Source organism: Pedobacter sp. SYP-B3415 (assembly GCF_004138205.1).
Lineage (GTDB): Bacteria > Bacteroidota > Bacteroidia > Sphingobacteriales > Sphingobacteriaceae > Pedobacter.
The window spans coordinates 25,034-49,766 of record NZ_RXNQ01000034.1 but is presented as its reverse complement, the minus strand read 5'-3'; the positions used below and the strand labels follow the sequence as shown (position 1 = coordinate 49,766).

Annotated in this window: 30 protein-coding genes; 23 read left to right on the top strand and 7 right to left on the bottom strand. The window is 47.8% G+C overall.

Annotated features, from left to right (window positions below):
* Positions 1-95 precede the first annotated feature (95 nt).
* Positions 96-923, top strand: a complete 828-nt coding sequence (locus EJV45_RS15120) for an N-acetylmuramoyl-L-alanine amidase (RefSeq protein WP_129717287.1) — start codon at positions 96-98, stop codon at positions 921-923.
* Between the two features lie 53 nt (positions 924-976).
* On the opposite strand, the gene EJV45_RS15115 is transcribed toward EJV45_RS15120, so the two are convergent.
* The gene (locus EJV45_RS15115) at positions 977-2,629 is read right to left on the bottom strand and encodes a glutamine--tRNA ligase/YqeY domain fusion protein (RefSeq protein WP_129716851.1); all 1,653 of its coding nucleotides are present in this window, start codon (positions 2,627-2,629) and stop codon (positions 977-979) included.
* A 107-nt stretch (positions 2,630-2,736) separates the two neighbouring features.
* On the opposite strand from EJV45_RS15115, the gene EJV45_RS15110 reads away from it, so the two are divergent.
* The 7 genes from EJV45_RS15110 to EJV45_RS15080 all read left to right on the top strand — a co-directional run bounded on the left by EJV45_RS15110 (position 2,737) and on the right by EJV45_RS15080 (position 7,790).
* Complete coding sequence (locus tag EJV45_RS15110; protein WP_129716849.1) at positions 2,737-3,156, top strand: cobalamin B12-binding domain-containing protein; 420 nt, start codon at positions 2,737-2,739, stop codon at positions 3,154-3,156.
* Positions 3,157-3,158: 2 nt separating this feature from the next.
* The gene (locus tag EJV45_RS15105; protein ID WP_129716847.1) at positions 3,159-3,935 is read left to right on the top strand and encodes an enoyl-CoA hydratase/isomerase family protein; all 777 of its coding nucleotides are present in this window, start codon (positions 3,159-3,161) and stop codon (positions 3,933-3,935) included.
* A gap of 111 nt (positions 3,936-4,046) precedes the next feature.
* Entirely contained in the window at positions 4,047-5,459 is a 1,413-nt protein-coding gene (locus EJV45_RS15100; protein ID WP_129716845.1) for a sigma-54 dependent transcriptional regulator, read from the top strand.
* Positions 5,460-5,510: 51 nt separating this feature from the next.
* A complete protein-coding gene (locus tag EJV45_RS15095; protein ID WP_129716843.1) occupies positions 5,511-6,563 on the top strand; it encodes an AI-2E family transporter in 1,053 nt (350 codons plus the stop codon).
* Between the two features lie 71 nt (positions 6,564-6,634).
* Positions 6,635-6,901 carry a YtxH domain-containing protein gene (locus EJV45_RS15090; protein ID WP_129716841.1) on the top strand — a complete coding sequence of 89 codons (267 nt, stop codon included), beginning with the start codon at positions 6,635-6,637 and terminating at the stop codon, positions 6,899-6,901.
* A 69-nt stretch (positions 6,902-6,970) separates the two neighbouring features.
* Positions 6,971-7,363 (top strand): phage holin family protein, encoded by a 393-nt coding sequence (locus EJV45_RS15085; protein ID WP_129716839.1) that lies wholly within the window; start codon positions 6,971-6,973, stop codon positions 7,361-7,363.
* A complete protein-coding gene (locus EJV45_RS15080) occupies positions 7,338-7,790 on the top strand; it encodes a hypothetical protein (protein WP_129716836.1) in 453 nt (150 codons plus the stop codon). The genes EJV45_RS15085 and EJV45_RS15080 overlap by 26 nt, the downstream gene beginning before the upstream one ends.
* Before the next feature lie 34 nt (positions 7,791-7,824).
* Here EJV45_RS15080 and aspS read toward each other — a convergent pair whose 3' ends face one another.
* Complete coding sequence (gene aspS, locus EJV45_RS15075) at positions 7,825-9,573, bottom strand: aspartate--tRNA ligase (protein ID WP_129716834.1); 1,749 nt, start codon at positions 9,571-9,573, stop codon at positions 7,825-7,827.
* A 170-nt stretch (positions 9,574-9,743) separates the two neighbouring features.
* On the opposite strand from aspS, the gene EJV45_RS15070 reads away from it, so the two are divergent.
* The 5 genes from EJV45_RS15070 to EJV45_RS15050 all read left to right on the top strand — a co-directional run bounded on the left by EJV45_RS15070 (position 9,744) and on the right by EJV45_RS15050 (position 13,711).
* Positions 9,744-10,295, top strand: coding sequence for an RNA polymerase sigma factor (locus tag EJV45_RS15070; RefSeq protein WP_129716832.1), 552 nt, complete (start codon positions 9,744-9,746; stop codon positions 10,293-10,295).
* Entirely contained in the window at positions 10,292-10,822 is a 531-nt protein-coding gene (locus EJV45_RS15065) for a hypothetical protein (protein ID WP_240755299.1), read from the top strand. Before EJV45_RS15070 ends, EJV45_RS15065 begins: the two co-directional genes overlap by 4 nt.
* The gene (locus EJV45_RS15060) at positions 10,819-12,198 is read left to right on the top strand and encodes a DUF4097 family beta strand repeat-containing protein (protein ID WP_129716829.1); all 1,380 of its coding nucleotides are present in this window, start codon (positions 10,819-10,821) and stop codon (positions 12,196-12,198) included. The genes EJV45_RS15065 and EJV45_RS15060 overlap by 4 nt, the downstream gene beginning before the upstream one ends.
* Positions 12,199-12,284: 86 nt before the next feature.
* On the top strand, positions 12,285-13,067 hold the full coding sequence (locus tag EJV45_RS15055) for a TerC family protein (RefSeq protein ID WP_129716828.1): 783 nt from the start codon (positions 12,285-12,287) through the stop codon (positions 13,065-13,067).
* The gene (locus EJV45_RS15050) at positions 13,067-13,711 is read left to right on the top strand and encodes a Pr6Pr family membrane protein (protein ID WP_129716826.1); all 645 of its coding nucleotides are present in this window, start codon (positions 13,067-13,069) and stop codon (positions 13,709-13,711) included. The genes EJV45_RS15055 and EJV45_RS15050 overlap by 1 nt, the downstream gene beginning before the upstream one ends.
* On the opposite strand, the gene EJV45_RS15045 is transcribed toward EJV45_RS15050, so the two are convergent.
* The gene (locus EJV45_RS15045; protein ID WP_129716824.1) at positions 13,708-14,601 is read right to left on the bottom strand and encodes a bestrophin family protein; all 894 of its coding nucleotides are present in this window, start codon (positions 14,599-14,601) and stop codon (positions 13,708-13,710) included. The two genes, EJV45_RS15050 and EJV45_RS15045, sit on opposite strands and share 4 nt — an antisense overlap.
* A gap of 131 nt (positions 14,602-14,732) precedes the next feature.
* Here EJV45_RS15045 and EJV45_RS15040 point away from each other — a divergent pair, with 131 nt between their 5' ends.
* Together EJV45_RS15040 and EJV45_RS15035 are read left to right on the top strand one after the other, a co-directional pair.
* Entirely contained in the window at positions 14,733-16,259 is a 1,527-nt protein-coding gene (locus EJV45_RS15040; protein WP_129716822.1) for an MFS transporter, read from the top strand.
* A gap of 10 nt (positions 16,260-16,269) precedes the next feature.
* Complete coding sequence (locus EJV45_RS15035) at positions 16,270-16,527, top strand: DUF6814 family protein (protein ID WP_129716820.1); 258 nt, start codon at positions 16,270-16,272, stop codon at positions 16,525-16,527.
* Here the strand turns inward: EJV45_RS15035 and EJV45_RS15030 are convergent.
* Entirely contained in the window at positions 16,524-17,708 is a 1,185-nt protein-coding gene (locus EJV45_RS15030; RefSeq protein ID WP_129716818.1) for a class I SAM-dependent rRNA methyltransferase, read from the bottom strand. The genes EJV45_RS15035 and EJV45_RS15030 overlap by 4 nt on opposite strands.
* 75 nt (positions 17,709-17,783) lie before the next feature.
* On the opposite strand from EJV45_RS15030, the gene EJV45_RS15025 reads away from it, so the two are divergent.
* The 4 genes from EJV45_RS15025 (at position 17,784) to EJV45_RS15010 (ending at position 19,874) form a co-directional block, all read left to right on the top strand.
* Positions 17,784-18,119 (top strand): tRNA-binding protein, encoded by a 336-nt coding sequence (locus EJV45_RS15025; protein ID WP_129717283.1) that lies wholly within the window; start codon positions 17,784-17,786, stop codon positions 18,117-18,119.
* A gap of 4 nt (positions 18,120-18,123) precedes the next feature.
* Positions 18,124-18,597, top strand: coding sequence for a nucleoside deaminase (locus EJV45_RS15020; protein WP_129716816.1), 474 nt, complete (start codon positions 18,124-18,126; stop codon positions 18,595-18,597).
* Positions 18,598-18,678: 81 nt separating this feature from the next.
* Complete coding sequence (locus EJV45_RS15015; protein ID WP_129716814.1) at positions 18,679-19,287, top strand: superoxide dismutase; 609 nt, start codon at positions 18,679-18,681, stop codon at positions 19,285-19,287.
* A 149-nt stretch (positions 19,288-19,436) separates the two neighbouring features.
* Positions 19,437-19,874 carry a hypothetical protein gene (locus EJV45_RS15010; RefSeq protein WP_129716812.1) on the top strand — a complete coding sequence of 146 codons (438 nt, stop codon included), beginning with the start codon at positions 19,437-19,439 and terminating at the stop codon, positions 19,872-19,874.
* Between the two features lie 4 nt (positions 19,875-19,878).
* Here EJV45_RS15010 and EJV45_RS15005 read toward each other — a convergent pair whose 3' ends face one another.
* Together EJV45_RS15005 and EJV45_RS15000 are read right to left on the bottom strand one after the other, a co-directional pair.
* Positions 19,879-20,811, bottom strand: a complete 933-nt coding sequence (locus tag EJV45_RS15005; RefSeq protein ID WP_129716810.1) for a hydrogen peroxide-inducible genes activator — start codon at positions 20,809-20,811, stop codon at positions 19,879-19,881.
* Positions 20,812-20,919: 108 nt separating this feature from the next.
* Positions 20,920-21,858: a GDP-L-fucose synthase gene (locus EJV45_RS15000; RefSeq protein WP_129716808.1), complete on the bottom strand. Its 939-nt coding sequence runs from the start codon at positions 21,856-21,858 to the stop codon at positions 20,920-20,922.
* A gap of 185 nt (positions 21,859-22,043) precedes the next feature.
* On the opposite strand from EJV45_RS15000, the gene trmB reads away from it, so the two are divergent.
* From trmB to EJV45_RS14980, 4 genes are read left to right on the top strand one after another with little or no spacing between them, the layout of a single operon-like run.
* Positions 22,044-22,694 carry a tRNA (guanosine(46)-N7)-methyltransferase TrmB gene (trmB, locus tag EJV45_RS14995; protein WP_129717281.1) on the top strand — a complete coding sequence of 217 codons (651 nt, stop codon included), beginning with the start codon at positions 22,044-22,046 and terminating at the stop codon, positions 22,692-22,694.
* A 21-nt stretch (positions 22,695-22,715) separates the two neighbouring features.
* On the top strand, positions 22,716-23,042 hold the full coding sequence (locus EJV45_RS14990; RefSeq protein WP_129716806.1) for an MGMT family protein: 327 nt from the start codon (positions 22,716-22,718) through the stop codon (positions 23,040-23,042).
* Between the two features lie 5 nt (positions 23,043-23,047).
* The gene (locus EJV45_RS14985) at positions 23,048-23,398 is read left to right on the top strand and encodes a carboxymuconolactone decarboxylase family protein (RefSeq protein WP_129716804.1); all 351 of its coding nucleotides are present in this window, start codon (positions 23,048-23,050) and stop codon (positions 23,396-23,398) included.
* 16 nt (positions 23,399-23,414) lie between these two features.
* Positions 23,415-23,978, top strand: a complete 564-nt coding sequence (locus tag EJV45_RS14980) for a DNA-3-methyladenine glycosylase I (protein WP_129716802.1) — start codon at positions 23,415-23,417, stop codon at positions 23,976-23,978.
* Positions 23,979-23,996: 18 nt separating this feature from the next.
* Here EJV45_RS14980 and EJV45_RS14975 read toward each other — a convergent pair whose 3' ends face one another.
* The gene (locus EJV45_RS14975; RefSeq protein WP_129716800.1) at positions 23,997-24,689 is read right to left on the bottom strand and encodes a hypothetical protein; all 693 of its coding nucleotides are present in this window, start codon (positions 24,687-24,689) and stop codon (positions 23,997-23,999) included.
* Positions 24,690-24,733: the final 44 nt, after the last annotated feature.

Here is a 24,733-nt window from a genome sequence, read left to right as displayed (position 1 = left end):
CGAAAATAGGAAAAAATCGGTCTAACGCATAAAGTTGACAAATAGCAGGGGCTTTTTATGGATATTCGTATTTTCATACACAAATAAAAAACATGATGTTTAAGGGATACCGGGCCGGCCTTTTTTCGGTGATTGCACTGCTTGGGCTTTCAGGCTGTGGAGCAGGCAAGTATGCCGCCACCGAAAAAGTATACAGGCAAAAAGCAAAAGAGTTTGCAAAGACGATACGTGCCACACCTCCTCAGGGGCAGGCAATCGAGAATTTCAATGCCGATCAGCAGTGGTGGGTTGGTTCAGTTAACTTTGGTATCCGCAAGCCTAATTATGTCGTTATTCATCATACCGCGCAGGACTCTCTGGAGCAGACCATCAAAACCTTTCATTCAACGCGGGCTGCGGTCAGCGCACACTATGTAGTTAGCCGCGATGGCAAGATTGTGCAAATGGTTAATGATTACCTGCGCGCCAACCATGCGGGTATCGGGAAATGGGGCAACAACACCGATCTGAATTCAAGTTCGATCGGCATTGAACTGGACAACAATGGGAGGGAACCCTGGCCCGATGCGCAGGTTAATGCGCTCATTCAGTTGCTGGGAACCCTGAAGAAGCGGTATAACATTCCCCAGGCTAATTTTATCGGTCACGCCGACCTTGCGCCGAAACGTAAACCTGATCCGGCCAATTTCCCCTGGCAAAAACTGGCGTACCGGGGCTTTGGTTTCTGGTATGATAAAGTACTGAAAAATCCGCCTGCAGATTTCAAACCAGAGATTGCCCTGAAGCTGATGGGTTATGATACAAAAGATCTTCCGGCTGCCATTGTAGCCTTTAAGAGGCATTTCATACAAAAGGACCTGTCGCCGGCTTTTTCACCGCTCGATAAACTGATCCTTTATAACGTGTATGAAAAATACATGTAATACAAAAACGGGTAACTTTCCAAAAGTTACCCGTTTTTTTTTTTCATTAAATGCTAGTTTTTCCAGCTGTCCTTTAATGTAACTGTGCGGTTAAAGATCAGCTTGTCAGGGGTAGAATTTTTATCTACGGCAAAGTAACCTTTCCTGATAAACTGGAACCGGCTGCCCGGGCTTGCGCCTGCGAGCGCGGGCTCGATATAGGCTGTCTGAAGCACTTCAAGGCTTGCCGGGTTCAGATAATCTTTAAAATCACCTTCTTCAGCATCGGGTGAGGCTACTGAGAACAAACGGTCGTAAAGCCGCACTTCTGCTGTCTTCGCATGTTCTGCGCTTACCCAGTGGATGGTGCCTTTAACATTTACACCGCTGGCGTCGTTACCGCTTTTTGATTCGGGAAGGTAGCTGCATATCACTTCAGTAACATGGCCTTCTGCGTCTTTAACGAAGTCTTCGCATTTGACAATATAGGCGTGCTTAAGCCGCACCATTGCTCCCGGAGCCAGCCTGAACCATTTTTTTGCTGGTTCTTCCATAAAATCTTCGCGCTCGATCCACAATGTCTTGCTGAATGGAATTTCGCGTGTGCCGCCTTTATCTTCTGCTTCCGGATTGTTTTCGCCGGTTAGTATTTCGGTTTCGCCTTCAGGATAGTTGGTAAGCGTCAGTTTGATCGGGTCAAGCACCGCCATAACGCGGTTTGCTGATTTATTCAGGTCTTCACGGATACAAAACTCAAGCAGGCTCAACTCGATCAGATTCTCGCGTTTTGCAATGCCGATACGGTCACAGAATTCACGGATACTTTCAGGCGTGTAACCGCGGCGGCGGAAACCGCTGATCGTCGGCATCCTTGGGTCATCCCAGCCATCAACCAGGTTTTCATTCACCAGTTGCAGCAGCTTGCGCTTGCTCATTACCGTATAACTCAGGTTAAGCCGGGCAAACTCGTATTGTTTGGAAGGGAAAATCTCCAGTTTATCGATGAACCAGTCGTACAGCTCCCTGTGTGGAACGTATTCAAGCGTACAAATTGAGTGCGTAATGTTTTCAATGCTGTCGCTCTGGCCATGTGCAAAATCATACATCGGGTAGATGCACCATTTGTCGCCGGTGCGGTGGTGGTGTTCCCGTTTTATGCGGTAGATGATCGGATCGCGCATAATCATGTTCGGACTCGCCATGTCTATCTTCGCACGGAGGGTCATGGAGCCGTCGGCGAATTCGCCCGCCCGCATGCGCTCAAACAGGTCGCGGTTCTCAGCGGGGCTGCGGTCGCGAAAGGGACTATTGGTGCCTACAGTCGTGGGCGTTCCCTTCTGCTGTGCAAGCTCTTCAGAAGTGCTTTCGTCTACATATGCAAAGCCCTTATCAATAAGTTTAAGCGCAAAACCATACAATTCATCAAAGTAATCTGAAGCATGAAGCTCATTTTTCCATTGAAAACCCAGCCATTTGATGTCTTCCTGCTGACTGTTTACATACTCGGTTTTTTCGGTTACCGGATTGGTATCGTCAAAACGCAGGTTGGTATAGCCGCCGTATTTTTGGGTGAGGCCGAAGTTCAGGCAGATTGCTTTAGCATGCCCGATATGCAGGTAGCCATTCGGTTCGGGCGGGAAACGCGTAACAAGCGTTTTATATTTGCCCGACTTCAGGTCGTTCTCAATGATTTCTTCAATAAAATTTAACGGTTTCTCGTCGCTCATAAAGTGTTCTGTATAAGAATGCAAAGTTACGAACATTAGGTGTTTTTGAGCGCATTAATAAATAAGTAGCTAAAATTTCTACATTTACTTTATCTTTCAGAGAGCACATGGAAAACGAATTAAAGCGGCCCATCCGCGTTCTGGTTGCAAAAGTTGGTCTTGACGGGCATGACCGCGGCGCAAAGGTCATTGCTACTTCGTTACGCGATGCCGGCATGGAGGTGATCTATACCGGTCTCAGGCAGACGCCAGAGATGGTGGTGAATACCGCGCTGCAGGAAGATGTAGACGCGATCGGCATCTCGATCCTGTCCGGGGCACATATGACCGTTTTTCCGCGGGTAATTGAAATCATGAAACAGAAAAAACTCGATGATGTCCTGTTAACAGGGGGTGGAATTATTCCGGAAAATGACATGCTTGCGCTGAAGAAGCTTGGTGTCGGCGAACTCTTTCCACCGGGAACGAGTATGGCAAGCATTGTCGACTACATTTCAGGTTGGGTGAAGGAAAACAGAAACTTTTAACAATGGCGTATCAGAATTTATTAATAGAGACCGATAACCTGGTGCAGGTCATCACCATTAACCGTGAGGCGAAGCTAAATGCGCTTAACCGGGAAACCCTGGCTGAACTTTCATCAGCCATCACTGCTGCAGCAGAAGACAAAGGTGTCCGCGGGATTATTCTCACAGGTGCCGGCCCGAAGGCCTTCGTTGCCGGGGCAGATATTGCTGAATTTGCTTCCTATTCAGCTGCTGAAGGTGAGGAGCTGGCCCGAACCGGGCAGGAAACCGTGTTTAACAAGATAGAGCACTGCCCCAAGCCGGTTCTCGCGGCTATAAATGGGTTTGCCCTCGGGGGCGGATTAGAATTGGCCCTGGCCTGCCATATCAGAATTGCAAGCAAACAGGCTAAACTTGGCCTTCCCGAAGTCGCTTTAGGTCTGATACCGGGCTACGGCGGCACACAAAGGCTTAGCAGCCTGATCAGCAAGGGAAAAGCATTTGAACTGATCGCAACCGCAGATATGCTTCCGGCTGAAGATGCTTTGCAGTGGGGTTTGATCAATCATGTTACTGAAGCGGAAGGTTTGCTTGCCAAAGCAAGGGAGATTATGGCAAAAATCACCTCCCGCGCCCCGCTCGCCATCTCGGCCGCCATACAGGCTGTGAACAAAGCAGGCACGCCGGAGGGTTTCGAAACGGAAATCGCAGGCTTTGGTGCATGTTTCGGGACGGCCGATTTCAAAGAAGGCACAAAGGCATTCCTGGAGAAACGTAAGCCGGAGTTTAAGGGGGAATAATGGGATAATTATTTCCCATAAGCTGCATCAGAATTTGGAAGTGTAGAAAAATATTCCCGGAATCTGGGGATTTACGTATCTTTACGGGAACGCCTACCTGGCTTATCTGTTATGAAGAAGATACTGATCGTCGACGACGAAATTAACACCGGGGTCCTGTTGTCTAAATTTCTGTCCAGAAATTCTTATGAGGTTACCACGGCACTAAGTGGCTCTGCAGCCATGGAACACCTGGCTTCAGGTGATTACGACCTCGTTTTATGTGATTACCGCCTCGAAGATACTGACGGTCGGGAGATGCTGATCAAAATCAAGGACCTGTATCCAAAAACCGGTGTCATCATCATTACCGGTTATTCAGATATCAAGCTGGCTGTCGAGCTGATCAAACTCGGCGCCTATGACTATATCACCAAGCCGCTTTATCCTGATGAAATTCTGAATACGGTCAACAAGGCAATTGAAACACAGATTGCTTTGAATGACACCAAAAGCAAAACCAGCACCAGCGAGGTAAAACAGCTGGAGAAACCAGAAATTACTTATATACGGGATGAGGCATTCGTTGTGGGACAAAGCGGTGCCTCGAAAGAACTGACCCGGCAGATCAAGCTTGTTGCACCAACAAGCTACAGCGTAATCCTGACCGGCGATAGCGGCACGGGAAAAGAGTCTGTAGCCAAGACAATTCACCTGAACAGTCCGCGTAAAGACAAGCCCTTTGTGGCCATGGATTGCGGTTCACTTACAAAAGAGCTTGCAGGAAGCGAGTTTTTTGGTCACGAAAAAGGCGCTTTTACCGGCGCACTCTACACAAAAATAGGGCACTTCGAGATGGCTAACGGCGGTACTTTGTTCCTTGACGAAGTTGGCAACCTCTCTTATGAGGTGCAGGCTATTCTGCTGCGTACGGTTCAGGAGCGAAAGGTGAAAAGGATCGGCAGCACAAAAGAGATCAATCTGGATGTGCGGCTCATTGTTGCCACCAATGAGAATCTTCAGGACGCCATACAGAAAGGACGGTTCAGGGAAGACCTTTATCACCGGTTCAACGAATTTTCTATCCACCTGCCGCCGCTTCACGACCGCGGAAAAGACATCCTGCTGTTTGCCGAAAACTTTTTGGGTGAGGCGAATCGGGAACTAAACCGCCAGATCAAAGGCTTTTCGCCCGAGGTGATTGAATGTTTTCTTAACTACAAATGGCCGGGCAACGTTCGTGAACTTAAAAACGTAATCAGGCGGGCAACCCTGCTCACAGAGGGCGATGAGGTGCAGGTTAAGGCGCTTCCGCTGGAAATTTCTACCTACTCAAATGTTTCGGCAGAAACCGGCGGACAACAGCCCTTACGTACAGAGGAGAAACCACGGGATCTGAAAGCGGCCGCGCTTGAAGCGGAGTATGAAACCATTCTGAAACTGCTTAAGGAAGTGAACTTCAATAAAACCAAGGCTGCAAAACTATTGAATATTGACCGCAAGACCTTGTATAACAAAATGAAGGCAATAAGCCGCAAGGACTAACTTAAAACAATTACAGCCGATTGTTTGTAGCATAGTCAGTTCAGCACCGCCATGTCTTTCTTTTCTTATAAGCAACGCAATAACATCAATCTGATTATCATCATTGCATTGGGTATGCTGATCGCATACTCCCTGCAGGGTATTTTCGGATCTATTCTGGCCACGCTGGTCATGTACACGGTCCTGCGACCCGGTTACGTCTACCTCGCCGAAAAGCGCGGCTGGAACCGCAGTGTCGCGGCTATCCTGATGATATTCATATCTGTGGTTGTGATCGTGCTGCCATTCTATGCATTGAGCAGTATGGTTATTGAGAAAATTGCAGAGCTTAATAACAATGTTGGCTACTTCAAGAAGGTGCTTGATAAGGTCAAACACCTGGTACCGGTAAATTCGACGGTGCAGAATTTTATTGAAGACGGGCTGCGCAAAGCGGGCACCTGGGTTACAGGCTTGTTCCCTTCGCTGATTACCGGAGCCTTCAATATCATTCTCGGGTTGCTGATCATGTACTTTCTGCTTTATTTCATGCTTATTGAGCGCGAACGCTTCGAGGCCGCTTTAATAAAGTATGCACCCATGCGCGAACAGAATGCGCTGCTCTTCGGGCAGGAGATGCGCAACACCACCTATGCCAACGTGGTGGGGCAGGGATTTATCGCGCTGGTGCAGGGTTCCTTGGTCAGCCTTGCTTTTTACGTGCTGGGTTATAAAGACCCGCTCTTCTGGGGTGTCGTGACCACGTTTATATCATTTGTGCCGGTGCTCGGTCCGCCGGTAATCTTCGTTCCTGCGGCCCTGTTACAGATGGCTAATGGCAACAACTTTGCGGCCTGGGCTATGCTGATCTTCGGTTTTGTTGTTGTAATCAACATTGATAATGTGCTGCGGTTTATTATTGCGAAGCGTGTAGGAAATATTCACCCGATCATTACAGTGATCGGTGTAATTATTGGAATTCCGCTGTTTGGCATTCTCGGGCTGGTATTCGGACCGCTGCTCTTGTCATACTTTATCCTGCTGGTCAGGATCTACGAAACAAGTACGCTGGCATCAGACAGACTTGAAAAGATTAAAACAATTGGCGACGAAAATCAGTTATAAAAATTAACATTGATGACGCACCAAGTTATAACTGGAAAATAACTTTGTAAACACTAAAAAAACAGAAAACCATGAACGATAACTCAAAAGTATTGGTCGCCTTATTGGCTGGTCTGGCAGCCGGAGCCGCATTGGGAATTCTTTTCGCCCCTGATAAAGGAAGCGATACCCGCGACAAATTAAGCGAATCATTAAAAGATCTTGGCGATTCAATCAGAGACAAGGCTGCAGATGAAATTAACAGCCTTGCTAACCTGAAAGACAAAGTGGTCAGTTCGATTAAAACGAAACTGCGCGGCGAAGAAGAAGAATACAACGACGAAATCGAGCACGCATAGTCGCGCTTTTATCTAAGATACGACCAGCTGGAAAGGGATATGCTCCCTTCCAGCTAAATTCTACCCAGTATGGAGCAAACTGACAAAGAGAAAACTTTCGAGGACATCATTGTCCAGGTTAAAGATTACATTGACACCCGGAAAGAGTACATGAGACTGTACGTGGTCGAAAAGGCATCAAAGATCTTTGCTGACCTCGTGACCAACCTGACTGTGGCTGTTTGTTTCATTCTGGCTTTCCTTTTCGGAACCTTTACCCTTGCGCTTTTCCTTTCTGATGTATTGGGAAGTTATACGCGTGGTTTTGGTTGCGTAGCCCTGATCTACCTGGCCCTGGCCCTGATCGTGTACTTTACCAAAGACAAGTATATCGAGAAAGCGATTATCAATATTTCCATCAGGAAATACTTTAACAAATTAGCCGATAAAGAAGAAGATGAGGAAAAAGTACAACATCCGTAACCTCGAAGAATTGCACAGAGAGGTGCTGACCCTTAAGGTTGATTATCAATTAAAGGGCGACCTTCTGGCGCATGATGCGAAAAATTATGTGAAACAGTTCACGCCCGGTAACCTGTTCAAAAAATATGTTACGGGCAGCAATCTGCTCAAGGCCGATGACAAACTGAACCTCAGCGGCACGTTGATGTCACTGTTCCTGCCGGGACTGCTGAATAAAACAATTTTCAGAGGTTCGGGACTTATTACCAAAACCGTTGTCTCGCTTGTTTCGGGCAAACTTGGTAAGTCTCTGGACGCCGAACATCTCACCGGGGCATTTAATTCAGCGAAAAACTGGGTTACAGGCCTGATACAGGGCAAAGATAAAAAGAAGAAAGCGGTAAAATTTGTCGACTACGGCATACCGCCGGATAGCGAAACGTATTAAAAAAAAGCGCGGCCCTTTCTGAGCCGCGCTTTTTTTATTTTACAGTTGAACGGATGCTAAGTTCGTCCATTTGCTTCTGGTCTATCGCAGACGGGCTGTCGATCATGACATCACGGCCCGAGTTGTTTTTAGGGAATGCAATCACATCTCTGATGCTGTCCAGACCGGCAAAGATAGAGCTGAGCCTGTCGAACCCAAATGCGATACCCCCATGTGGCGGCGCTCCATATTCGAAGGCGTCAAGCAGGAAACCGAACTGGTGCTGCGCTTCCTCGGGGCTAAAGCCAAGGTGTTTAAACATAAGCGACTGCAGTTCCCGGTCATGGATACGGATTGATCCGCCGCCAATCTCTGTCCCGTTAATCACCATATCATACGCATTCGCACGCACTTCGCCCGGCTGGCTGTCCAGCATCGCAATGTCTTCCGGCTTCGGTGAAGTAAAAGGATGGTGCATGGCATGGTAACGCCCGCTTTCTTCATCCCACTCCAGCAACGGAAAGTCGACTACCCACAGTGCGGCAAATTTGTTTTTATCACGTAAGCCAAGCCTGTTGCCCATTTCCAGGCGAAGCTCATTCATTTGTTTGCGTACCTTATCTTTGGTTCCGGCCATGATCAGGAAAAGGTCTCCCTTCTCGCCGCCAAAGGCCTTGGCCCATTCCTGCAGCGCAGGCTCATCAAAAAACTTATCTACCGACGATTTGATGCTGCCGTCTTCATTGAATCGGGCATAGATCAGTCCGGTGGCGCCAATCTGCGGTCTCTTGATAAAGTCGGTCAGTTCATCGAGCTGTTTCCGTGTATATGATGCAGCTCCTTTTGCATTGATTCCGATTACCAGCTCTGCCGAATCAAAAACACCAAAACCTTTACCTTTCACCAGATCATTCAGTTCAACGAACTGCATGCCGAACCGGGTATCAGGCTTGTCAGAGCCATACAGGCGCATGGCATCCGCATATTGCATGCGCGGAACTTCAGGCAGGTCGATACCCATTATTTCTTTGAACAGCGTTCTTACAAGGCCCTCAAAAGTGATCAGGATGTCTTCCTGCTCGATGAAAGACATTTCGCAGTCGATCTGTGTAAATTCAGGTTGCCGGTCTGCACGGAGGTCCTCGTCGCGAAAGCATTTGACAATCTGAAAATACCGGTCAAATCCCGAAACCATCAGCAGCTGTTTGAACGTTTGCGGCGATTGCGGCAAGGCGTAAAATTCACCTGGATTCATGCGGCTTGGCACAACAAAATCGCGTGCACCCTCAGGAGTAGATTTGATCAGAACCGGGGTTTCTACTTCGATGAAGTTGAGCTCGTCGAGATACCTGCGGATGGCTTGTGCCATTTTATGTCGTAACACCAGGTTGTTTCGAACCGGGTTACGTCTCAGGTCAAGGTAACGGTATCTCATGCGCAGTTCGTCGCCTCCATCGGTGTCGTCTTCTATAAGAAAAGGAGGAAGCTTCGCAGCGTTCAGAATTTGAAGCGTGGTTGTTTTGATTTCAATTTCTCCGGTTGGGATCTTGAGGTTTTTGTTAGTGCGCTCGATGACGGTTCCGCTAACCTGGATCACGAATTCGCGGCCCAGCTGGCGGGCCTGCTGACAAAGCTCGCTGTTATCATCCATATTAAAAACAAGCTGGGTCAGGCCGTAGCGGTCGCGAAGGTCAATGAAGGTCATGCCGCCAAGGTCCCTCGATTTTTGTACCCATCCACTCAGGGTAACCGTTTCTCCAAGGTTGTTGAGGCTAAGCTGGCCACAGGTCGCTGTTCTTAACATAATGATGCGTATAGTTTAAGGCGCAAAAATAAGGATTTTCAGCTTAACGAACTCAGTTTTTATCGGCATACCGGTATCTTGAACAAAAAAGACGGCAGTCATTTAAATTTTTTTTTATTCACGTGCAACGTTTGTAAACTGCCGCTGTCTTTTATCCAGAACCTAACATCTTGGAAGCGGTATATATCGATAAAAACAGCTCGCTCGTGGAAGCCTGTCGCAAGGGCAGCCGCAAAGCGCAATTTGACTTGTACAAATTGTATGCAAAGGCCATGTACAATGTATCTGTCAGAATACTGAATGATGAGGCTGAAGCAGAAGATGTGCTGCAGGAGGCTTTTCTTGATGCGTTTACAAGGATCAGCGATTTCAGACAGGAAACAACTTTCGGTTTGTGGCTAAAGCAGATCGTGATTAACCGGTCGATAAATTACCTGCGAAAACGTAAGGTCGAGCTGGTCAGCGTTGACGATGTTGAGGTGGCAGATGAAGCACCGGAAGATCTGATGTCTCAGCAGCTGCAGGCAGAAGAGATCAGACGGGCCATGATGCTGCTGCCCGACGGTTACCGGGTGGTATTGAGCTTGTATCTCCTGGAAGGGTACGACCATGAAGAAATTGCACATATTCTCCAGGTAAGTGAAGCAACGAGCCGCAGCCAGTATATGAGGGGAAAGAAAAAGTTAGTAGAGATTTTAGAAAAAAGGGGAATAGCAAGATGAAAAACAACATTGAAAACTTCGTTAAACAGAACCGCCGGGATTTTGATGTTTTTGAACCATCAGACGCAGTTTGGGATAAAATAGAGGCGGCACTCGACGGGCAGCAGCCAAAAAAGTCGCTGAGGCTTTACATGTGGTCATCGATAGCCGCTTCAATAGTCATTATTTCAGGCATATTCTGGCTGCTCGCAGTAAAGCCGCAAAAGGGTGGTCCCGTAGACATCGCAGACGTTAATCCGGCAATTGCACAGCGCGAAGTGCGGTTTGCAGGTATGATCGAAGAAAAAAGGGACAGCCTGCAGGTGCTCACAGAAAACCAGCCCGAGCTGTCTAAGAAGTTTAGTCTGGATCTGGAAAAGCTGGATGCAGACTACGAAAAGTTAAAAAAAGAATTACCTCAAAGCCCGAACCCGACACTGGTCGTAAAGGCTATGGTTAAGAACAGGGAGATTCAGCTTGGAATCTTAAATCAACAATTGCTGATAGCCAATCAGGTTAACGGCAATAAAAAAGAAGATCAATTATGAAAAAATTAACGTTCGCCGCGTTCATGTTGTTGCTCCTTACAGCGCGGCTCTATGCTCAGGAACAGGGGCATCAGCTAAGAGTTAGCCGGGAAGCCGGAACCCGGGCCGTACTTGCCCGGTCGGCAAGCGCCCGTGCCGCTGCTGAGGCAATGCATGCCGCGCATCTCACTGCACCAGTGCCACCAGCGCCACCGGCCGCACCGGTACAGCCATCAGGCCCGGCTGTCGTTTTTATGCAATCAGATCCTTCCGATGATCCGGTACTGCGAAAGGTGTTCAGTAAATCTTTTTCGGTAGACCGCTCAAACAGGGTGGTGATCAATAACCAGTTTGGCGAAGTGCAGATCAAAAGCTGGGACAAAATGGAAGTGCGTGCAGAAGTCGAGATCAAGGCCTATGCGACTGAAACCGAAGATGCACGGCGCCTCCTGGACGGTGTGACCATACAGGCCAGCCAAAACGGAAACGTCGTCACTTACCGCACCAATATAGACGACAACCGGGGCAAGTGGGGCAGCTGGTTTAGCGGCGGCAAGCGCGGACGGCGCGAAGTGCGGGTAAATTACGTGGTTTACCTGCCAACGGTAAACAGCCTCAATGTAACCAATCAGTATGGAAACGTAGAGATGGGGAATTTTTCAGGCCCGCTGACAGCCAACGTGCAGTACGGAAATTTCAACGCTGTTAAACTGACCAATAGTGCCGTATCTATCAGTACACAGTACGGAAAAACGACTGTAGAAGCCTTAAATCGGGCCAATATACGTCATGAATATGGCGCAGGCATAACGATCGGTGCCGCTTCAGGCCTTAATCTGCATGCACAGTATGCTAAAGTTACTATTGGTAGCGTAGCAAACGATGCACTCATCAGGCAGGAGTATGGCGAAGGGCTTACATTAGGAACAGTTGGTTCGCTCGACCTGAGTGCACAATATGTCAGGGTAAACATTCGGGAGATTAAAAGTGCGAATCCATCCATCAGGCTTGACTACGGGAGCCTCCTGCTTGGCAATGTGCGCAGCCTGAGCCTTGACGCAGATTATACCGACGTAAATATCAGTAACCTCAGGGGTGACGGCCGCTTTAGCGTAACTTATAATAAACTTTCCATTGGTCAGGTCGGTGCCGGCGTGAGGTCGCTGGTGGTGAACGGTCAGTATGCCGATATCTCCCTTGGATTTGTCGATGACTTCAATGGAGATTTTGATGTTCAGACGAATTATTCGAACCTGCGGTACGGCGGCAACAACCGGATATCTGCGCGCAGCATAGCAGATGACAACCATACAAGCCGCCGGTATCAGGGCAAGATCGGCAGCGGCGGGTCTGTTGTAAAAATCAATTCAGATTATGGCGGAGTAACCTTTCGCTGATCCGGATAAATACTTTAATAAAACAAGGCCTGCCGCAGTAACATCGGCGGGCTTTTTTTATATTCGCAGGATAAACCTTTTACCTGATGGAATTCTTAAGCACGCCCGAAGCGTGGATATCGCTGGTCACCCTTACCGTACTTGAAATCGTACTGGGTATTGACAACATTGTATTTATCTCGATCCTTACAGGCAAACTGCCGCAGGAGCAGCAGAAAAAAGCCCGCCAGATTGGGTTGGGACTTGCCATGATAACCCGCGTCCTGCTTCTTTTTTCGCTCAGCTGGATCATGCGTCTTACCTCACCGCTGTTTAACGTTGGCGACTGGATTGGCATTACCAATGCAGAATGGATGCAGAAGCTTGCGGTTTCGGGCCGCGATCTGATCCTGATCCTGGGTGGTCTTTTCCTGATCTATAAAAGTACCCACGAAATACACAACAAGCTGGAAGGCGAGGAAGAAGGCGAAAACAAATCAAAAGTGCATTCTTTTGCAGGTATCATTTTTCAGATCCTGATCCTGGATGTCGTATTTTCGCTTGATTCAGTAATTACCGCTATTGGTATGGCCGACCACATCGAAATTATGATCGCAGCTGTTATCATCGCAGTAGGTATCATGATGGTTTCGGCGGCATCGATCGGGAATTTTGTAAACAAACACCCCACGGTAAAGATGCTCGCATTGTCATTTTTGCTTCTTATCGGCGTTTCATTGCTTGCAGAGGGTTTTGACCAACATATTCCGAAAGGTTACGTTTATTTCGCAATGGCCTTTTCGGTACTCGTTGAGCTGCTGAATCTCCGCATGAAAAAGAATTCAGGCAAAAAACCTGTGAAACTGCGTAATTCGCCGCCAACACCCTGATGCGCACAGAATCCTGGTCAAAATCGTTTTTTATCTGGACAGGATTTCTGACTGCCCTGTTCGCAGTCGTTGTGCAGCTTTATCTGAATATTGACCGCGGTGGACTTTCATTTATCGGCACGCTGATAAATTTTCTGAGCTTTTATACCATCCTTACCAATATCCTGATCATGGTCTGTTATGCCGCGCTGCTGTTCGGACATGAGGGAAGAATTTCAGCCTTTTTCGAACGGCCGGTTACGCAAACTGCGCTGATGATCAATATTTTTGTGGTAGGCGCTATATATAATGTCGTGCTCAGAAGTCTGTGGGCCCCCGAAGGTTTGCAATGGATCGTGAATGAGCTGCTTCATGCGTTTAACCCGGTTTGGTTCCTGTTATTCTGGCTGCTTTTCACAGACAAACGAAATATGCCATCCGGACAGCTGCTTAGCTGGCTTTTATATCCTGCAACCTATCTTGTTTATACACTTGTGCGCGGATCTTTTACAGGCTGGTATCCTTATCCCTTCGTAAACATTACGCAGCTCGGCCTTGGCAGGGTTTTGCTGAACTGTGTCGCCATTACTGCTTTTTTTCTCATTCTCTTTTTGCTTAGCATAGCCGTCGGGCGCGCTGCAACCCGCAGACAAAAAACGAATTAAAGAATATATTCGTCGTTGATTGGCTTAACCGGTGCCGGTACATTTTTTTCGCCCAGCATTTGCAGCAAATTGATCTCTATGGTTCTTGTAATTGAGTTCAGTGGAATAGAGGCCGAATTATTCTCAAAGGGATTTACCAGGCTCATGCCATTTATCTGGGTTGAGACAAATACAAACCCAATGATCCAGCCCATAAAGATAGACCATACACCCATCGACTGGCTGATTACGAGCGTGAACGACACCACAAACAGCCAGATAAACACCTTTGTCAGGTAACTGTATGTTGTTGGGAAGACTGTATTTTTAATCCGTTCAGACATGCCCATCTCGTCAGAAAACTTGACAAGGAGTTCATTCATCTCGATAAAACGGAAACTGTCTATCGATTTGTTCTGCGCAAGCCGTTGCAGGTCGCGCGATTGCAGGGAAAGTATGGCATTGTGCAGGTTGCTGTGACCGGCAATGGCCAGTTCATCTTCTACTGTAAGGTATTCTGCCCTGAAGTTTTGGACTTCGCCGCGAAGCGCTGCTTTTAGTGCATACAAAAAACCAATATGACGGAAAACCATAGCGCGTGCAAGTACAATATCCGCAGGGTCTACATAATGGATAAGACCACGTGCCCAGGAGCGCGAATCATTTACCAGCGCACCCCAGACTTTGCGGGCTTCCCACCACCGGTCATAAGCCTGGTTGTTGTTGAAGCCTATAAAAAAAGCGATAGCAGTACCTAAAACTGTCGGGATAATGGAGGGTATTTCAAGGTGATGCGCAATCAGGAATTCGCGTATCAGGTAAGCAGCCGTGCAGGAGACGATCATAATCAGGTCTACCTGCCAGGTGTTGCGCAAAATGCGCGAAAATCGGATATTCTGAACGAGAAGCATTGTATGGGTTTAAATTCTTAAGTACAATCGAGTGCTTTAAATGTTTTCAGACGCCTGGTCTTTTTAACATCGTTGTGGAATAGGCTATCCCGAAAAAAAGGATATCTTTATAAACACCAAATTAAATCTTTATGAGTAACGCACTGCCTGAGCGCAGCATTTTCCGGGTGATCGGGGCCTCGTCGCTCGGAACACTGATTGAATGGTACGACTTCTATATTTTCGGCAGCCTGGCTGCCATTATCGGTACGCAGCTGTTTCCTGATGATGCAGGCGCATCGGCGCTGATCAACACCCTGGCAATTTTTGCCGCAGGTTTTATTGTGAGGCCATTTGGCGCCCTCGTGTTTGGCAGGCTGGGCGATCTTATTGGCCGTAAGTATACCTTTTTATTAACGCTTGTGCTTATGGGCGGTTCGACCTTTCTGATCGGCCTGATTCCCTCATACAAGTCGATCGGGTATGCCGCCCCGATACTCGTGCTGGTGCTGAGGCTTGTACAGGGGCTGGCACTCGGCGGGGAGTATGGCGGTGCAGCGACTTACGTTGCCGAACATGCGCCTGCCGGAAAAAGGGGTTTTTTCACCAGCTGGATCCAGACCACGGCAACTTTAGGGTTATTTCTCTCCCTGGGGGTGATCGTGATCAGTAAAAACCTGATCGGAGCTGAGGCCTTTGCCGACTGGGGATGGCGTATTCCTTTCCTAATTTCCATTCTGCTGGTTGTTGTTTCAATTTATATCCGCATGCGGATGCACGAATCGCCACTGTTCAGCAAACTAAAGTCTGAAGGTAAAGTTGCAACGAACCCGCTTAAGGAGAGTTTCAGCCGCAAAACCAATTTCAAAATGGTGCTGCTGGCTCTTTTCGGCGCGGCGATGGGGCAGGGAGTTATCTGGTACACAGGACAATTTTACGCGCAGTCATTTCTTGAAAACACATGTAAGCTTGATTTTAACGTTTCCCGTTATATCCTGCTGTGGGGAATTGCCTTTGCAACGCCGTTTTTTGTAATCTTTGGCTCGTTGAGTGACCGCATCGGACGCAAATGGATTATGCTGCTGGGCATGCTGGGCGGCATTTTACTGTACCGGCCTATCTACCAGCAGTTCCTTGATGACACGCATGTTGAAGCTATTCCGGCGACTGAGGTCGTGGAAGTTAGCGAGCCGGTTACAGAGATTAAAACCATCAGCGGGAGTAACCTTGGATTGAGGTTGCGAAAACAGAGCTTTCATCTGGCTTCTGGTATGAGTTACCTGAAGACGGAAACAGACACGATTGAAAGTGGTCAGGTTATTTCAAGGGAGCCCCACGTTGGCTATAGCGACAAAAAACTTTCAGACCCTGTCTTCTGGAAATTCGTGGCACTCGTATTTGTACAGGTTCTGCTGGTAACCATGGTTTACGGGCCTATAGCCGCCTTTCTGGTAGAACTATTTCCGACAAGAATACGCTATACATCCATGTCGCTGCCTTACCATATTGGCAATGGCGTTTTCGGCGGGCTTGTTCCTTTTATTGCAACGCTCATTGCCAGTTTCCCGGGCGCAACGCCGCTGTCGGGCTTATGGTATCCCATTGCTATAGCTGCACTGAGCTTTGTAATCGGAGCTGTTTACCTGAATAACCGCCAGGAAGAAAATGTTAACGATTAAAAACTGAACAATGGACGTGATAAAGAAGATTCTGGGCGTTGTCTGGATCGTACTTGGCCCTGCAGCCATCATCTTTCTGGCCGCGCAGGCCTATGAGAAAATCAACCTGGCCGCTGAAGGCGCCGAACGCACCAACACGGCCTTACAATGGGGAATCATCCTGTTTATCTTTCTTCCCATCTGCACCGGGCTGGTTATTTTCGGTTACTATGCCCTGCGTGGTGAATATAATCGCCTGCCGGCGGATTCAGCATCCGGGAAAAATTAGAGGACCCTGACCAGCAGGCCCTTCAGGTACTCTCCTTCGGGGAAGGATAGCCTAACCGGGTGATCTTCCGGCTGCGTAAATTGTCTGATGACCTGCACCTCTTTTCCTGCATCAAGGGCAGCCCAGGCAATGATTTGTTTAAATGTCTCAATGTCTACAGCGCCTGAACAGGAAAACGTAGCCAGTAGCCCGCCCTGATTCAGCAGCAGCATGCCAAGCCGGTTCAGGTCTTTGTAAGCCCTGGCGGCCCGGTCTAAAGCAGAACGCGACGGCGCGTATTTTGGCGGATCGAGCACGATGATATCGAAGGTACGGCCTGCGTCGCGAAAAGCACGCAGTTGTTTATTGACATCAGATTGGATGGATTCTGACCTCGACAGGTCCAGGTTATTTAATTGGACATTCTGACGCAGGGTTTCGATGGCCAGCGCTGAACTGTCTACACTGGTTACCCGGGCAGCGCCCTGTTTCAGGCTGTTCAGGCTGAAGCCGCCGCTGTAAGAAAAACAATCGAGCACATCTTTGTCTTTTGCATAACCCGAAAGCAGCAGGCGGTTCTCGCGCTGGTCGCAGTAAAAGCCCGATTTCTGTCCTTCAGCAATGTTTACGTGGTAAACGATGCCGTTTTCCTTTACAGGTAAAAATTCGGGTGGCTGCGCGCCCCACAGCAGACCCGTACCGGCTGAGAGCCCTTCATGCTCACGGGCCGAGGCATCGCTTTTGTCGAAGATGCCCTTTGGCTGCAGCTCCTTTACCAGAATATTGATGAGGAGGGATTTTTTTTTCTCCATTCCGGCACTCAGTATCTGCAGGGAAAGAAAATCGCCGTATTTGTCAACGATAAGTCCGGGTAAAAAATCAGCTTCGCTGAAAACAATGCGGCAGGTGTCAGTCTGATCGTTCAGCAGGCTGCGACGCGCGGAAACTGCCTGTGCAACGCGGCTTTCAAACCAGGTGTCATCAATCTGGCGTTCTTCATTCCATTCCATAAGCCGAACGGCAATGCGGGAACGGCTGTTGAAAAATCCGTAGCCAAGAAACTCCTTGTCGAATGCGACAAGGCGAATTACATCGCCGTCTTCCGGACTGCCTTTGATCTTTTCTACCGCACCGGAAAATACCCAGGGATGTCGCTGTATAGCAGCTTTTTCTTTGCCTTTCTTCAGAATTACCTCAACCATCCCGCAAAGGTAAATAAAAAAACAGACCGATGTTTCGGGCTATAAATGCTAAGTTTGAGCCATAAGATCATGATCATGGATGAGATTAGCTGGAACGATTTTGAAAAGGTTGAACTGAGAGCCGGGACGGTTATCGGCGTACTTGCTTTTCCTGAGGCAAGAAAACCTGCTTACAAATTGCAGGTAGATTTCGGGCCGTTCGGTGTCATGACAAGCAGCGCCCAGATTACGGCTTTATATGAACCGGCATCACTGATCGGCAGACAGATCGTAGGCGTCGTTAACTTTCCGAAAAAACAGATAGGCAAGTTCTTTTCTAAGTTTCTGGTTACCGGTTTTGAAGATGAAAGCGGCGCAATTGTGATCACGACTGTTGAACGCCCGGTACCAAATGGAAGCCGTTTAAAATAAGTTTATGAGTTTTTTCAGTTTTGAAGAGGAAGAGCCACAGCCGCAGCAGGATGACTTTTACATGGGGCATGCACTTCGTGAAGCTGAGCTTGCATACAGCCTTGAAGAAATTCCTATCGGTGCAATCGTGGTTTGCAGGAACCGCATTGTAGGCCGTGGACACAACCTGACCGAGCGGCTTAATGATGTTACCGCACATGCCGAAATGCAGGCCTTTACAGCAGCAGCCCAGACACTCGGCGGTAAGTATCTGAAAGATTGTACCCTGTATGTTACCATTGAGCCATGCGTCATGTGTGCCGGTGCCAGTTACTGGATGCAAATCGGGCGGATCGTCTACGGGGCACGTGAAGAAAAGCGCGGATTTCTTTCCAAAGGCGGATCCATCCTGCACCCGAAAACTAAACTTCAGGGAGGTGTGAGGGCTGTGGAATGTGCCGGGCTGATGAAGCGTTTTTTTGCAAGCCGGCGGGACTAACATGACAAAGTATTGAACAAAACTGCAGGAGGGAATGTTATATTTGTTCAGAAATTTTTTAAATCCTAAAAATTAAATCATATGGCTTTTGAATTACCTGCGTTACCATACGCAACCGATGCGCTCGAACCACACATCGATAAAGCAACCATGGAAATTCACCATGGCAAACACCACCAGGCTTATGTGACCAACCTGAACAAGGCGCTTGAAGGTAAACCTGAGGCGAATTCAAGTATCGAAGACCTGATTAAAAATATCTCGAAGCATCCCGCAGCTGTACGCAACAACGGCGGCGGTCACTATAATCACTCTTTGTTCTGGAATATTTTAGGTCCGAATAAAGGCGGTACGCCAAGCGGCGACCTGGCGAAAGCGATTGATGAAACTTTCGGTTCTTTTGATGCGTTGAAGACAAAAATTTCTGAAGCCGGAGCGACCCGTTTCGGTTCTGGCTGGGCCTGGCTTTCTGTCGGCGCCGACAAGAAACTGGTTGTGTCATCAACGCCAAATCAGGACAACCCGCTTATGGATGTTGCTGAAGTAAAAGGTACACCAATCCTTGGTATTGATGTTTGGGAACATGCTTATTACCTGAAATACCAGAACAAACGCCCTGATTACCTGGCTGCGATCTGGAACGTAATAAACTGGGATGCCGTTTCAGAACTGTATAAAAAAGCACTTTAAGCTTAATTATCAGGCATCAATCAGAAGCCCTGCAACCCTGGTTGCAGGGCTTCTTTGTTTATAGCAGTTTTGCGGTTCACGCGCGTATGCCTATCTTAGCAAACGAACTGACCACTGCGCGTTTTGGCTTTGGTCTCAGACGATTGAAAATGAAGAAGATCTTAATTCTGTTTCTGCTGTTCATCGCCATTGCTAGCGGTGCCTATGCGCAACAGCAACCCAAGATGCCTACGGCCGAAGAGATTGCAAAGAAGAACCTGGACGAGCTGGAGAAAAAGCTGAAGTTAAACCCGACGCAAAAAACCGTCATTTCTACCTATGTGCTTAGTCAGGCGAAAGACGAACAAGGGCTTATGAAAATGCAGCAAAGCGGTGCTACCCGCGAAATGCTGATGGACAGGTATTACAAAATTCAGGAAGACGCCAGCCGCAACATCAAGGCCGTGTTAAAGCCCGAGCAGCAAAAAGAATATGATGCCTGGGTACTTGAAAAAAGAAGCGGCCCGGAAAAAAAGAAGAAAAAAGGCAAAAAAAATAATGAGGATGACGAGGTTGTTGATGGCGTTGAAGCATTAAAACTTCAGTAGCCGCCTAGATAGCAATTACTTCCTTCTTCTTTTTGGTCTTCATCTCTTTCGGGATCGCATTTGTGATCTCATCTTTAAGCGCCTGAAGCATTCTTTTCTTGATGAAATTTTTGTGGGTCACCAGGCTGATTTCCCTCACCGGTTCAGGCGTTTTGAAATGCCTGATCTTATTCAGCTGTTTGCTGTTCAGCTCAGCCAGAGCCAGTTCAGGAAGCAACGTCGCACCATCATTAAGGTCTACCATTCTGATTAATGTCTCTACACTTCCCGTGTTATACTCAAGGCCCTGCAGCCTGTTGTTTTTTGTAGTACGGCAAATGTTCAGCACCTGCTCACGCATGCAATGCCCTTCGTTTAAAAGCCAGACATTTTCCTGCTGAAGATCATCCGGATCAAGTGTTTTCTTCTTGAACAATTTACTGTTCTTGCTGATATAACTCACAAAGTTTTCATAAAACACCGGGTACTCAAGAATATTTGGATCAGTTAGCGGGGTAGCCAGTATACCACAATCAAGCACGCCGGTTTTCAGATGATGCACAATATCCTCAGTCGTATACTCCCAGATAAGCAGTTTAAGACCCGGAAAATTTTTCATCATTGCAGATATAACGCCGGGCAGCAGGTATGGAGCCACGGTTGGGATTACCCCCAGCCTCAGTTCACCGCTGATCTCCTGCTGCTGGCTGCTGATCAGCTCCTTAATTTTTCCGCTTTCCTGCAGTACAATACGCGCCTGTTCAAGAATCTGAATGCCAATTTCTGTGGGCGTTACCGGTTGCTTACTGCGGTCAAAAATCTTAACATTGAGCAGTTCTTCCAGTTTTTGCACCTGCATACTCAGCGTTGGCTGGGTAACAAAACATTTTTCTGCGGCGGTAACAAAACTCCGGTAGGTATCTACTGCAACGGCATATTCAAGCTGAACAAGTGTCATATAGCAGTTGTCTATTTGTTATAAACAAATGTATAAATAAAAACTTTATCTGTAATTGCCGAAAAAAAAAGCCCGGAACGTTGTTCGGGCTCTATAGCTAAATTTCTTTTAAAATTGTGAACCGTTTTTGCTGAGGAAATCTTCGTAGGCAAGTTTTATTCCTTCAGGCAGTTCAACCTGGTGTTTCCAGCCTTGTGCATGGAGTTTTGAAACATCCATGAGTTTGCGTGGGGTGCCATCGGGCTTGGTTTCATCAAATACCAGTTCGCCTTCAAAGCCTATGATGTCTTTAATAAGCAGGGCAAGCTCCTTGATGCTGAGGTCCTCACCGGTTCCAATATTGATCAGGTTTGGCTCGTTGTAGGTTTGCATCAGGTAAAAACAGGCATCGGCAAGATCGTCTGCAAAAAGGAACTCTCTTTTCGGCGATCCTGTTCCCCAGATGGTAACGGTTTTATCCCCGTTATTTTTGGCTTCGTGGAATTTTCTGATGAGCGCAGGCAGTACGTGCGAATTTTTAGGATGGTAATTGTCGTTATAGCCGTACAGGTTAGTCGGCATAACTGAGATGAAATTGCAGCCATACTGATCGCGGTACGCATCGCACATTTTAATACCGGCAATCTTCGCAATCGCATACGGTTCGTTGGTGTTTTCCAGCAGGCCTGTCAAAAGGTACTCTTCTTTCAGGGGTTGAGGCGCAAGTTTCGGATAGATGCAGCTGGAACCCAGGAACATCAGTTTTTTTACGCCATTCAGATAAGACTGGTGTATGACGTTGTTCTGAATAGCCAGGTTTTCATACAGGAAGTCGGCACGGTAGGTATTATTGGCTACGATACCGCCAACTTTTGCTGCCGCAAGAAATACATAGTCCGGTTTTTCAGCTTCAAAGAAGGCTGCAACCGCGGTCTGGCTGCGTAAGTCCAGCTCAGCCGATGTACGTACGATCAGGTTTGTAAAGCCTTCTTTTTCAAGTTTACGGTATATCGCTGAGCCAACCATTCCGCGGTGTCCGGCGATAAATATTTTTGCGTTCTGTTCCAAAGTCTGTTTCTTAAATTCAGCGCAAAAATAGTCAAAAATGATTTAACCCGATACCCCGAAATAGGTATTTATCAGTGCGTTGGTGAACATGTCAGGGATTTTAATGAGCGGGACATTGGTCCGGCTTTTTTTAACCACACCCACACGGGATAAATTGTATTTTTGTGCGTTTTACAAAAAAATCAGTGGGCAAAGACAAATTAAGAAGATTCGCGGAGATAGAAACGTTTGCGAATGTGTACCAGCTGGATCAGGCAAAACCGCTAAAGGGAAAGTGGGCCGAACAGCATTTCAAAAATAGTAATCCGGTAGTACTGGAGCTGGCCTGCGGCAAGGGTGAATATTCAGTAAACCTTGCGCGCATGTTTCCTGACAAAAATTTTATCGGTATAGACTACAAAGGGAACCGCATCTGGCGTGGCGCAAAGACAGGATTGGAAGAAGGCATAAGTAACGTTGCATTTTTGCGTATCCAGATTGACCACATTCTTGACTATTTTGCGAAAGGCGAGATTGCAGAGATCTGGATTACTTTCCCCGATCCGCAGCCGCAGGATAAGCGCGAGAAAAAGCGGCTCACTTTTCCGGCATTTTTAAACCGGTACAAGGAAATTCTAGCAGATGGCGGCAGTGTGCATCTTAAAACAGACAATGACGGTTTATATGCGTATACCTGCGCAAAGGTCGATGAACTGGGGCTGGTGTGCAAGCGCAAAACGGATGCATTATATGCGTCTGAGTTTGTTGATGAAGTCCTGTCTATCAAAACGCATTATGAAAAGATTTATCTGAAAAGCGACAAGAATATCAACTATATTGAGTTTGCTTTCGCCTGAGGCGGACCCTGCAGCGTTGCTATGGAAACTAATTTTTACGAAATGGTTTATGAGCTGGTGCGCCTGATCCCGGCCGGACGCGTTAGCTCTTACGGCGCCATAGCTAAAAGCATCGGTGCAGGTGGAACAGCCCGCATGGTTGGTTACGCCATGCGCCACGCCGGCACGGCTTATCCGGCGGTCCCGGCACATCGCGTGGTAAACAGCAGCGGACTTCTGACCGGTAAGTTTCATTTTGATCCGCCGGAGGCGATGGAAGAACGACTGGCTGCCGAAGGGGTTCAGGTAAAAGATAACAAAGTGGTAGATTTTAGAAACATTCACTGGGATCCCCGGGAAGAACTTTAACACATATGGGAAAATTACAGGACGACTTTAACAGTTACCGCAGCCGCATGAACGAGCGCGTTATGGAAACGGCAAACACAAACATCAAGCGCTTCTTTGCTCTCGATACAACGAGTTACGCCGCAGGAGCACTGGATGTTAAAACAAAAGAAATGCTTGGCCTGGTCGCTTCAATGGTGCTGCGCTGCGATGATTGCATCAAATATCACCTGCAAAAATGTTATGAGGAAGGCGTGAACACAGATGAAATGAACGAAATCTTTATGATAGCCAACCTTGTGGGCGGTTCAATCGTGATCCCGCATTACCGCCGGGCGCTCGAATTCTGGGAAGAGCTGACCGAACAAGAAGCATAACCACATAATCATCCCGATGCAAACAAACCCGAAACGATGTGCCTGGTGCGGAACAGACCCGCTTTACATCAAATATCACGACGAGGAGTGGGGAAAGCCCGTTTATGATGACAAGACCCTTTTCGAATTTCTGATCCTTGAAGGGGCGCAGGCTGGTCTGAGCTGGATAACCATTTTACGGAGGCGTGAGCACTACCGCAGGGCTTTTGCAGATTTTGATGTTGCTAAAGTTGCGTCTTTCAACGAAGAAGATGTATCCCGGCTTATGCAGGACACCGGCATCATCCGCAATAAACTTAAGATTAGCGGGGCAATCCGGAACGCCCAGCTTTTTATCGGGATTCAAAAAGAATTTGGCAGCTTTTCTGCATACATCTGGGGATTTTTGCCTGACGGGAAACCCATATTAAACAACGTACGAAGTATGGGTGATGTGCCGGCACGGACCGCGCTGTCTGATCAGATCAGCAAGGACATGAAGAAACGTGGTTTTAAATTCTTCGGAACGACAATTTGCTATGCGCATATGCAGGCGACCGGTATGGTAAATGACCATCTGGTTGACTGTATCAGCAGATAGGCAGATGTCAGTTTATCTCTAGGGCTGTTTTGACGGGTGCTTTGTATTGTACGCTTTGATCAGCGCGAGCACGTCTTTCCGGTCAAAGGCTTCAGAAGTGTTAATTTGAGCTGCAATTTCCGGGTCATCGCCCAGATTTAGCAGCAGGATGTCTTTAACAGCGCGTTTGTAGGCATCGGGGGTTACAATCGCAAACGGGATAGACTGAACACCGTTTTTGCCGGGCTTCTCGACATAATACCAGGTTTTGGGTGCAGGCTGGGGCCGGTCGTCGGCAGAACCTCTGCCGCCGCCGAATGAAATACTGCCGCCAATGCCGCCTCCCAGGCCGCCGGTTCCCATCCCGACACCTATATTGGGCCGTGCCCTGACCGTACTGCGCTGGGAAGGCTGAGCGGTCGGGCTTCCGCCAACGGCGTAAAGGTTTACAGCACCCGATTCAAGTACTTTAGCAAAACGTTCTTCGGGTTTCTTTGCATCAAAAAAGGTCTTCACGATATAGGTGTCTCCATTCCAGAAAAAATCCCTGACATCTTTGATTTTGAATATCTTTTCGCCGCCTCTTTCGTCTTCAATGACTACGTTATAGGCATCGCAAGCCTTGATGATACCACGCAGATAATCGCCGTTTCGCCGGGTTATGATATCCTGGCCGTGGAGCAGTGTGCCAGAAAACAGAAAAAATATGATGCTGAGAATGACCCTGTTCATGTGCTCTTTTTAGACCGGCAAGTTGCGACAAAATATTTATTCAT

Coding starts and splice junctions, on each gene's coding strand:
- EJV45_RS15095 (WP_129716843.1), top strand. CDS start 5,511: ATGTCTTTCTTTTCTTATAAGCAACGCAATAACATCAATCTGATTATC.
- EJV45_RS15080 (WP_129716836.1), top strand. CDS start 7,338: ATGAGGAAAAAGTACAACATCCGTAACCTCGAAGAATTGCACAGAGAG.
- EJV45_RS15100 (WP_129716845.1), top strand. CDS start 4,047: ATGAAGAAGATACTGATCGTCGACGACGAAATTAACACCGGGGTCCTG.
- EJV45_RS15050 (WP_129716826.1), top strand. CDS start 13,067: ATGCGCACAGAATCCTGGTCAAAATCGTTTTTTATCTGGACAGGATTT.
- EJV45_RS14985 (WP_129716804.1), top strand. CDS start 23,048: ATGGGAAAATTACAGGACGACTTTAACAGTTACCGCAGCCGCATGAAC.
- EJV45_RS14975 (WP_129716800.1), bottom strand. CDS start 24,689: ATGAACAGGGTCATTCTCAGCATCATATTTTTTCTGTTTTCTGGCACA.
- EJV45_RS15105 (WP_129716847.1), top strand. CDS start 3,159: ATGGCGTATCAGAATTTATTAATAGAGACCGATAACCTGGTGCAGGTC.
- EJV45_RS15045 (WP_129716824.1), bottom strand. CDS start 14,601: ATGCTTCTCGTTCAGAATATCCGATTTTCGCGCATTTTGCGCAACACC.
- EJV45_RS15010 (WP_129716812.1), top strand. CDS start 19,437: ATGAAGAAGATCTTAATTCTGTTTCTGCTGTTCATCGCCATTGCTAGC.
- aspS (WP_129716834.1), bottom strand. CDS start 9,573: ATGTTAAGAACAGCGACCTGTGGCCAGCTTAGCCTCAACAACCTTGGA.
- EJV45_RS15110 (WP_129716849.1), top strand. CDS start 2,737: ATGGAAAACGAATTAAAGCGGCCCATCCGCGTTCTGGTTGCAAAAGTT.
- EJV45_RS15120 (WP_129717287.1), top strand. CDS start 96: ATGTTTAAGGGATACCGGGCCGGCCTTTTTTCGGTGATTGCACTGCTT.
- EJV45_RS15030 (WP_129716818.1), bottom strand. CDS start 17,708: ATGGTTGAGGTAATTCTGAAGAAAGGCAAAGAAAAAGCTGCTATACAG.
- EJV45_RS15055 (WP_129716828.1), top strand. CDS start 12,285: ATGGAATTCTTAAGCACGCCCGAAGCGTGGATATCGCTGGTCACCCTT.
- EJV45_RS15115 (WP_129716851.1), bottom strand. CDS start 2,629: ATGAGCGACGAGAAACCGTTAAATTTTATTGAAGAAATCATTGAGAAC.
- EJV45_RS14980 (WP_129716802.1), top strand. CDS start 23,415: ATGCAAACAAACCCGAAACGATGTGCCTGGTGCGGAACAGACCCGCTT.
- EJV45_RS15090 (WP_129716841.1), top strand. CDS start 6,635: ATGAACGATAACTCAAAAGTATTGGTCGCCTTATTGGCTGGTCTGGCA.
- EJV45_RS15035 (WP_129716820.1), top strand. CDS start 16,270: ATGGACGTGATAAAGAAGATTCTGGGCGTTGTCTGGATCGTACTTGGC.
- EJV45_RS15065 (WP_240755299.1), top strand. CDS start 10,292: ATGAAAAACAACATTGAAAACTTCGTTAAACAGAACCGCCGGGATTTT.
- EJV45_RS15005 (WP_129716810.1), bottom strand. CDS start 20,811: ATGACACTTGTTCAGCTTGAATATGCCGTTGCAGTAGATACCTACCGG.
- EJV45_RS15085 (WP_129716839.1), top strand. CDS start 6,971: ATGGAGCAAACTGACAAAGAGAAAACTTTCGAGGACATCATTGTCCAG.
- EJV45_RS15040 (WP_129716822.1), top strand. CDS start 14,733: ATGAGTAACGCACTGCCTGAGCGCAGCATTTTCCGGGTGATCGGGGCC.
- EJV45_RS15025 (WP_129717283.1), top strand. CDS start 17,784: ATGGATGAGATTAGCTGGAACGATTTTGAAAAGGTTGAACTGAGAGCC.
- EJV45_RS15020 (WP_129716816.1), top strand. CDS start 18,124: ATGAGTTTTTTCAGTTTTGAAGAGGAAGAGCCACAGCCGCAGCAGGAT.
- EJV45_RS15015 (WP_129716814.1), top strand. CDS start 18,679: ATGGCTTTTGAATTACCTGCGTTACCATACGCAACCGATGCGCTCGAA.
- EJV45_RS15060 (WP_129716829.1), top strand. CDS start 10,819: ATGAAAAAATTAACGTTCGCCGCGTTCATGTTGTTGCTCCTTACAGCG.
- EJV45_RS14990 (WP_129716806.1), top strand. CDS start 22,716: ATGGAAACTAATTTTTACGAAATGGTTTATGAGCTGGTGCGCCTGATC.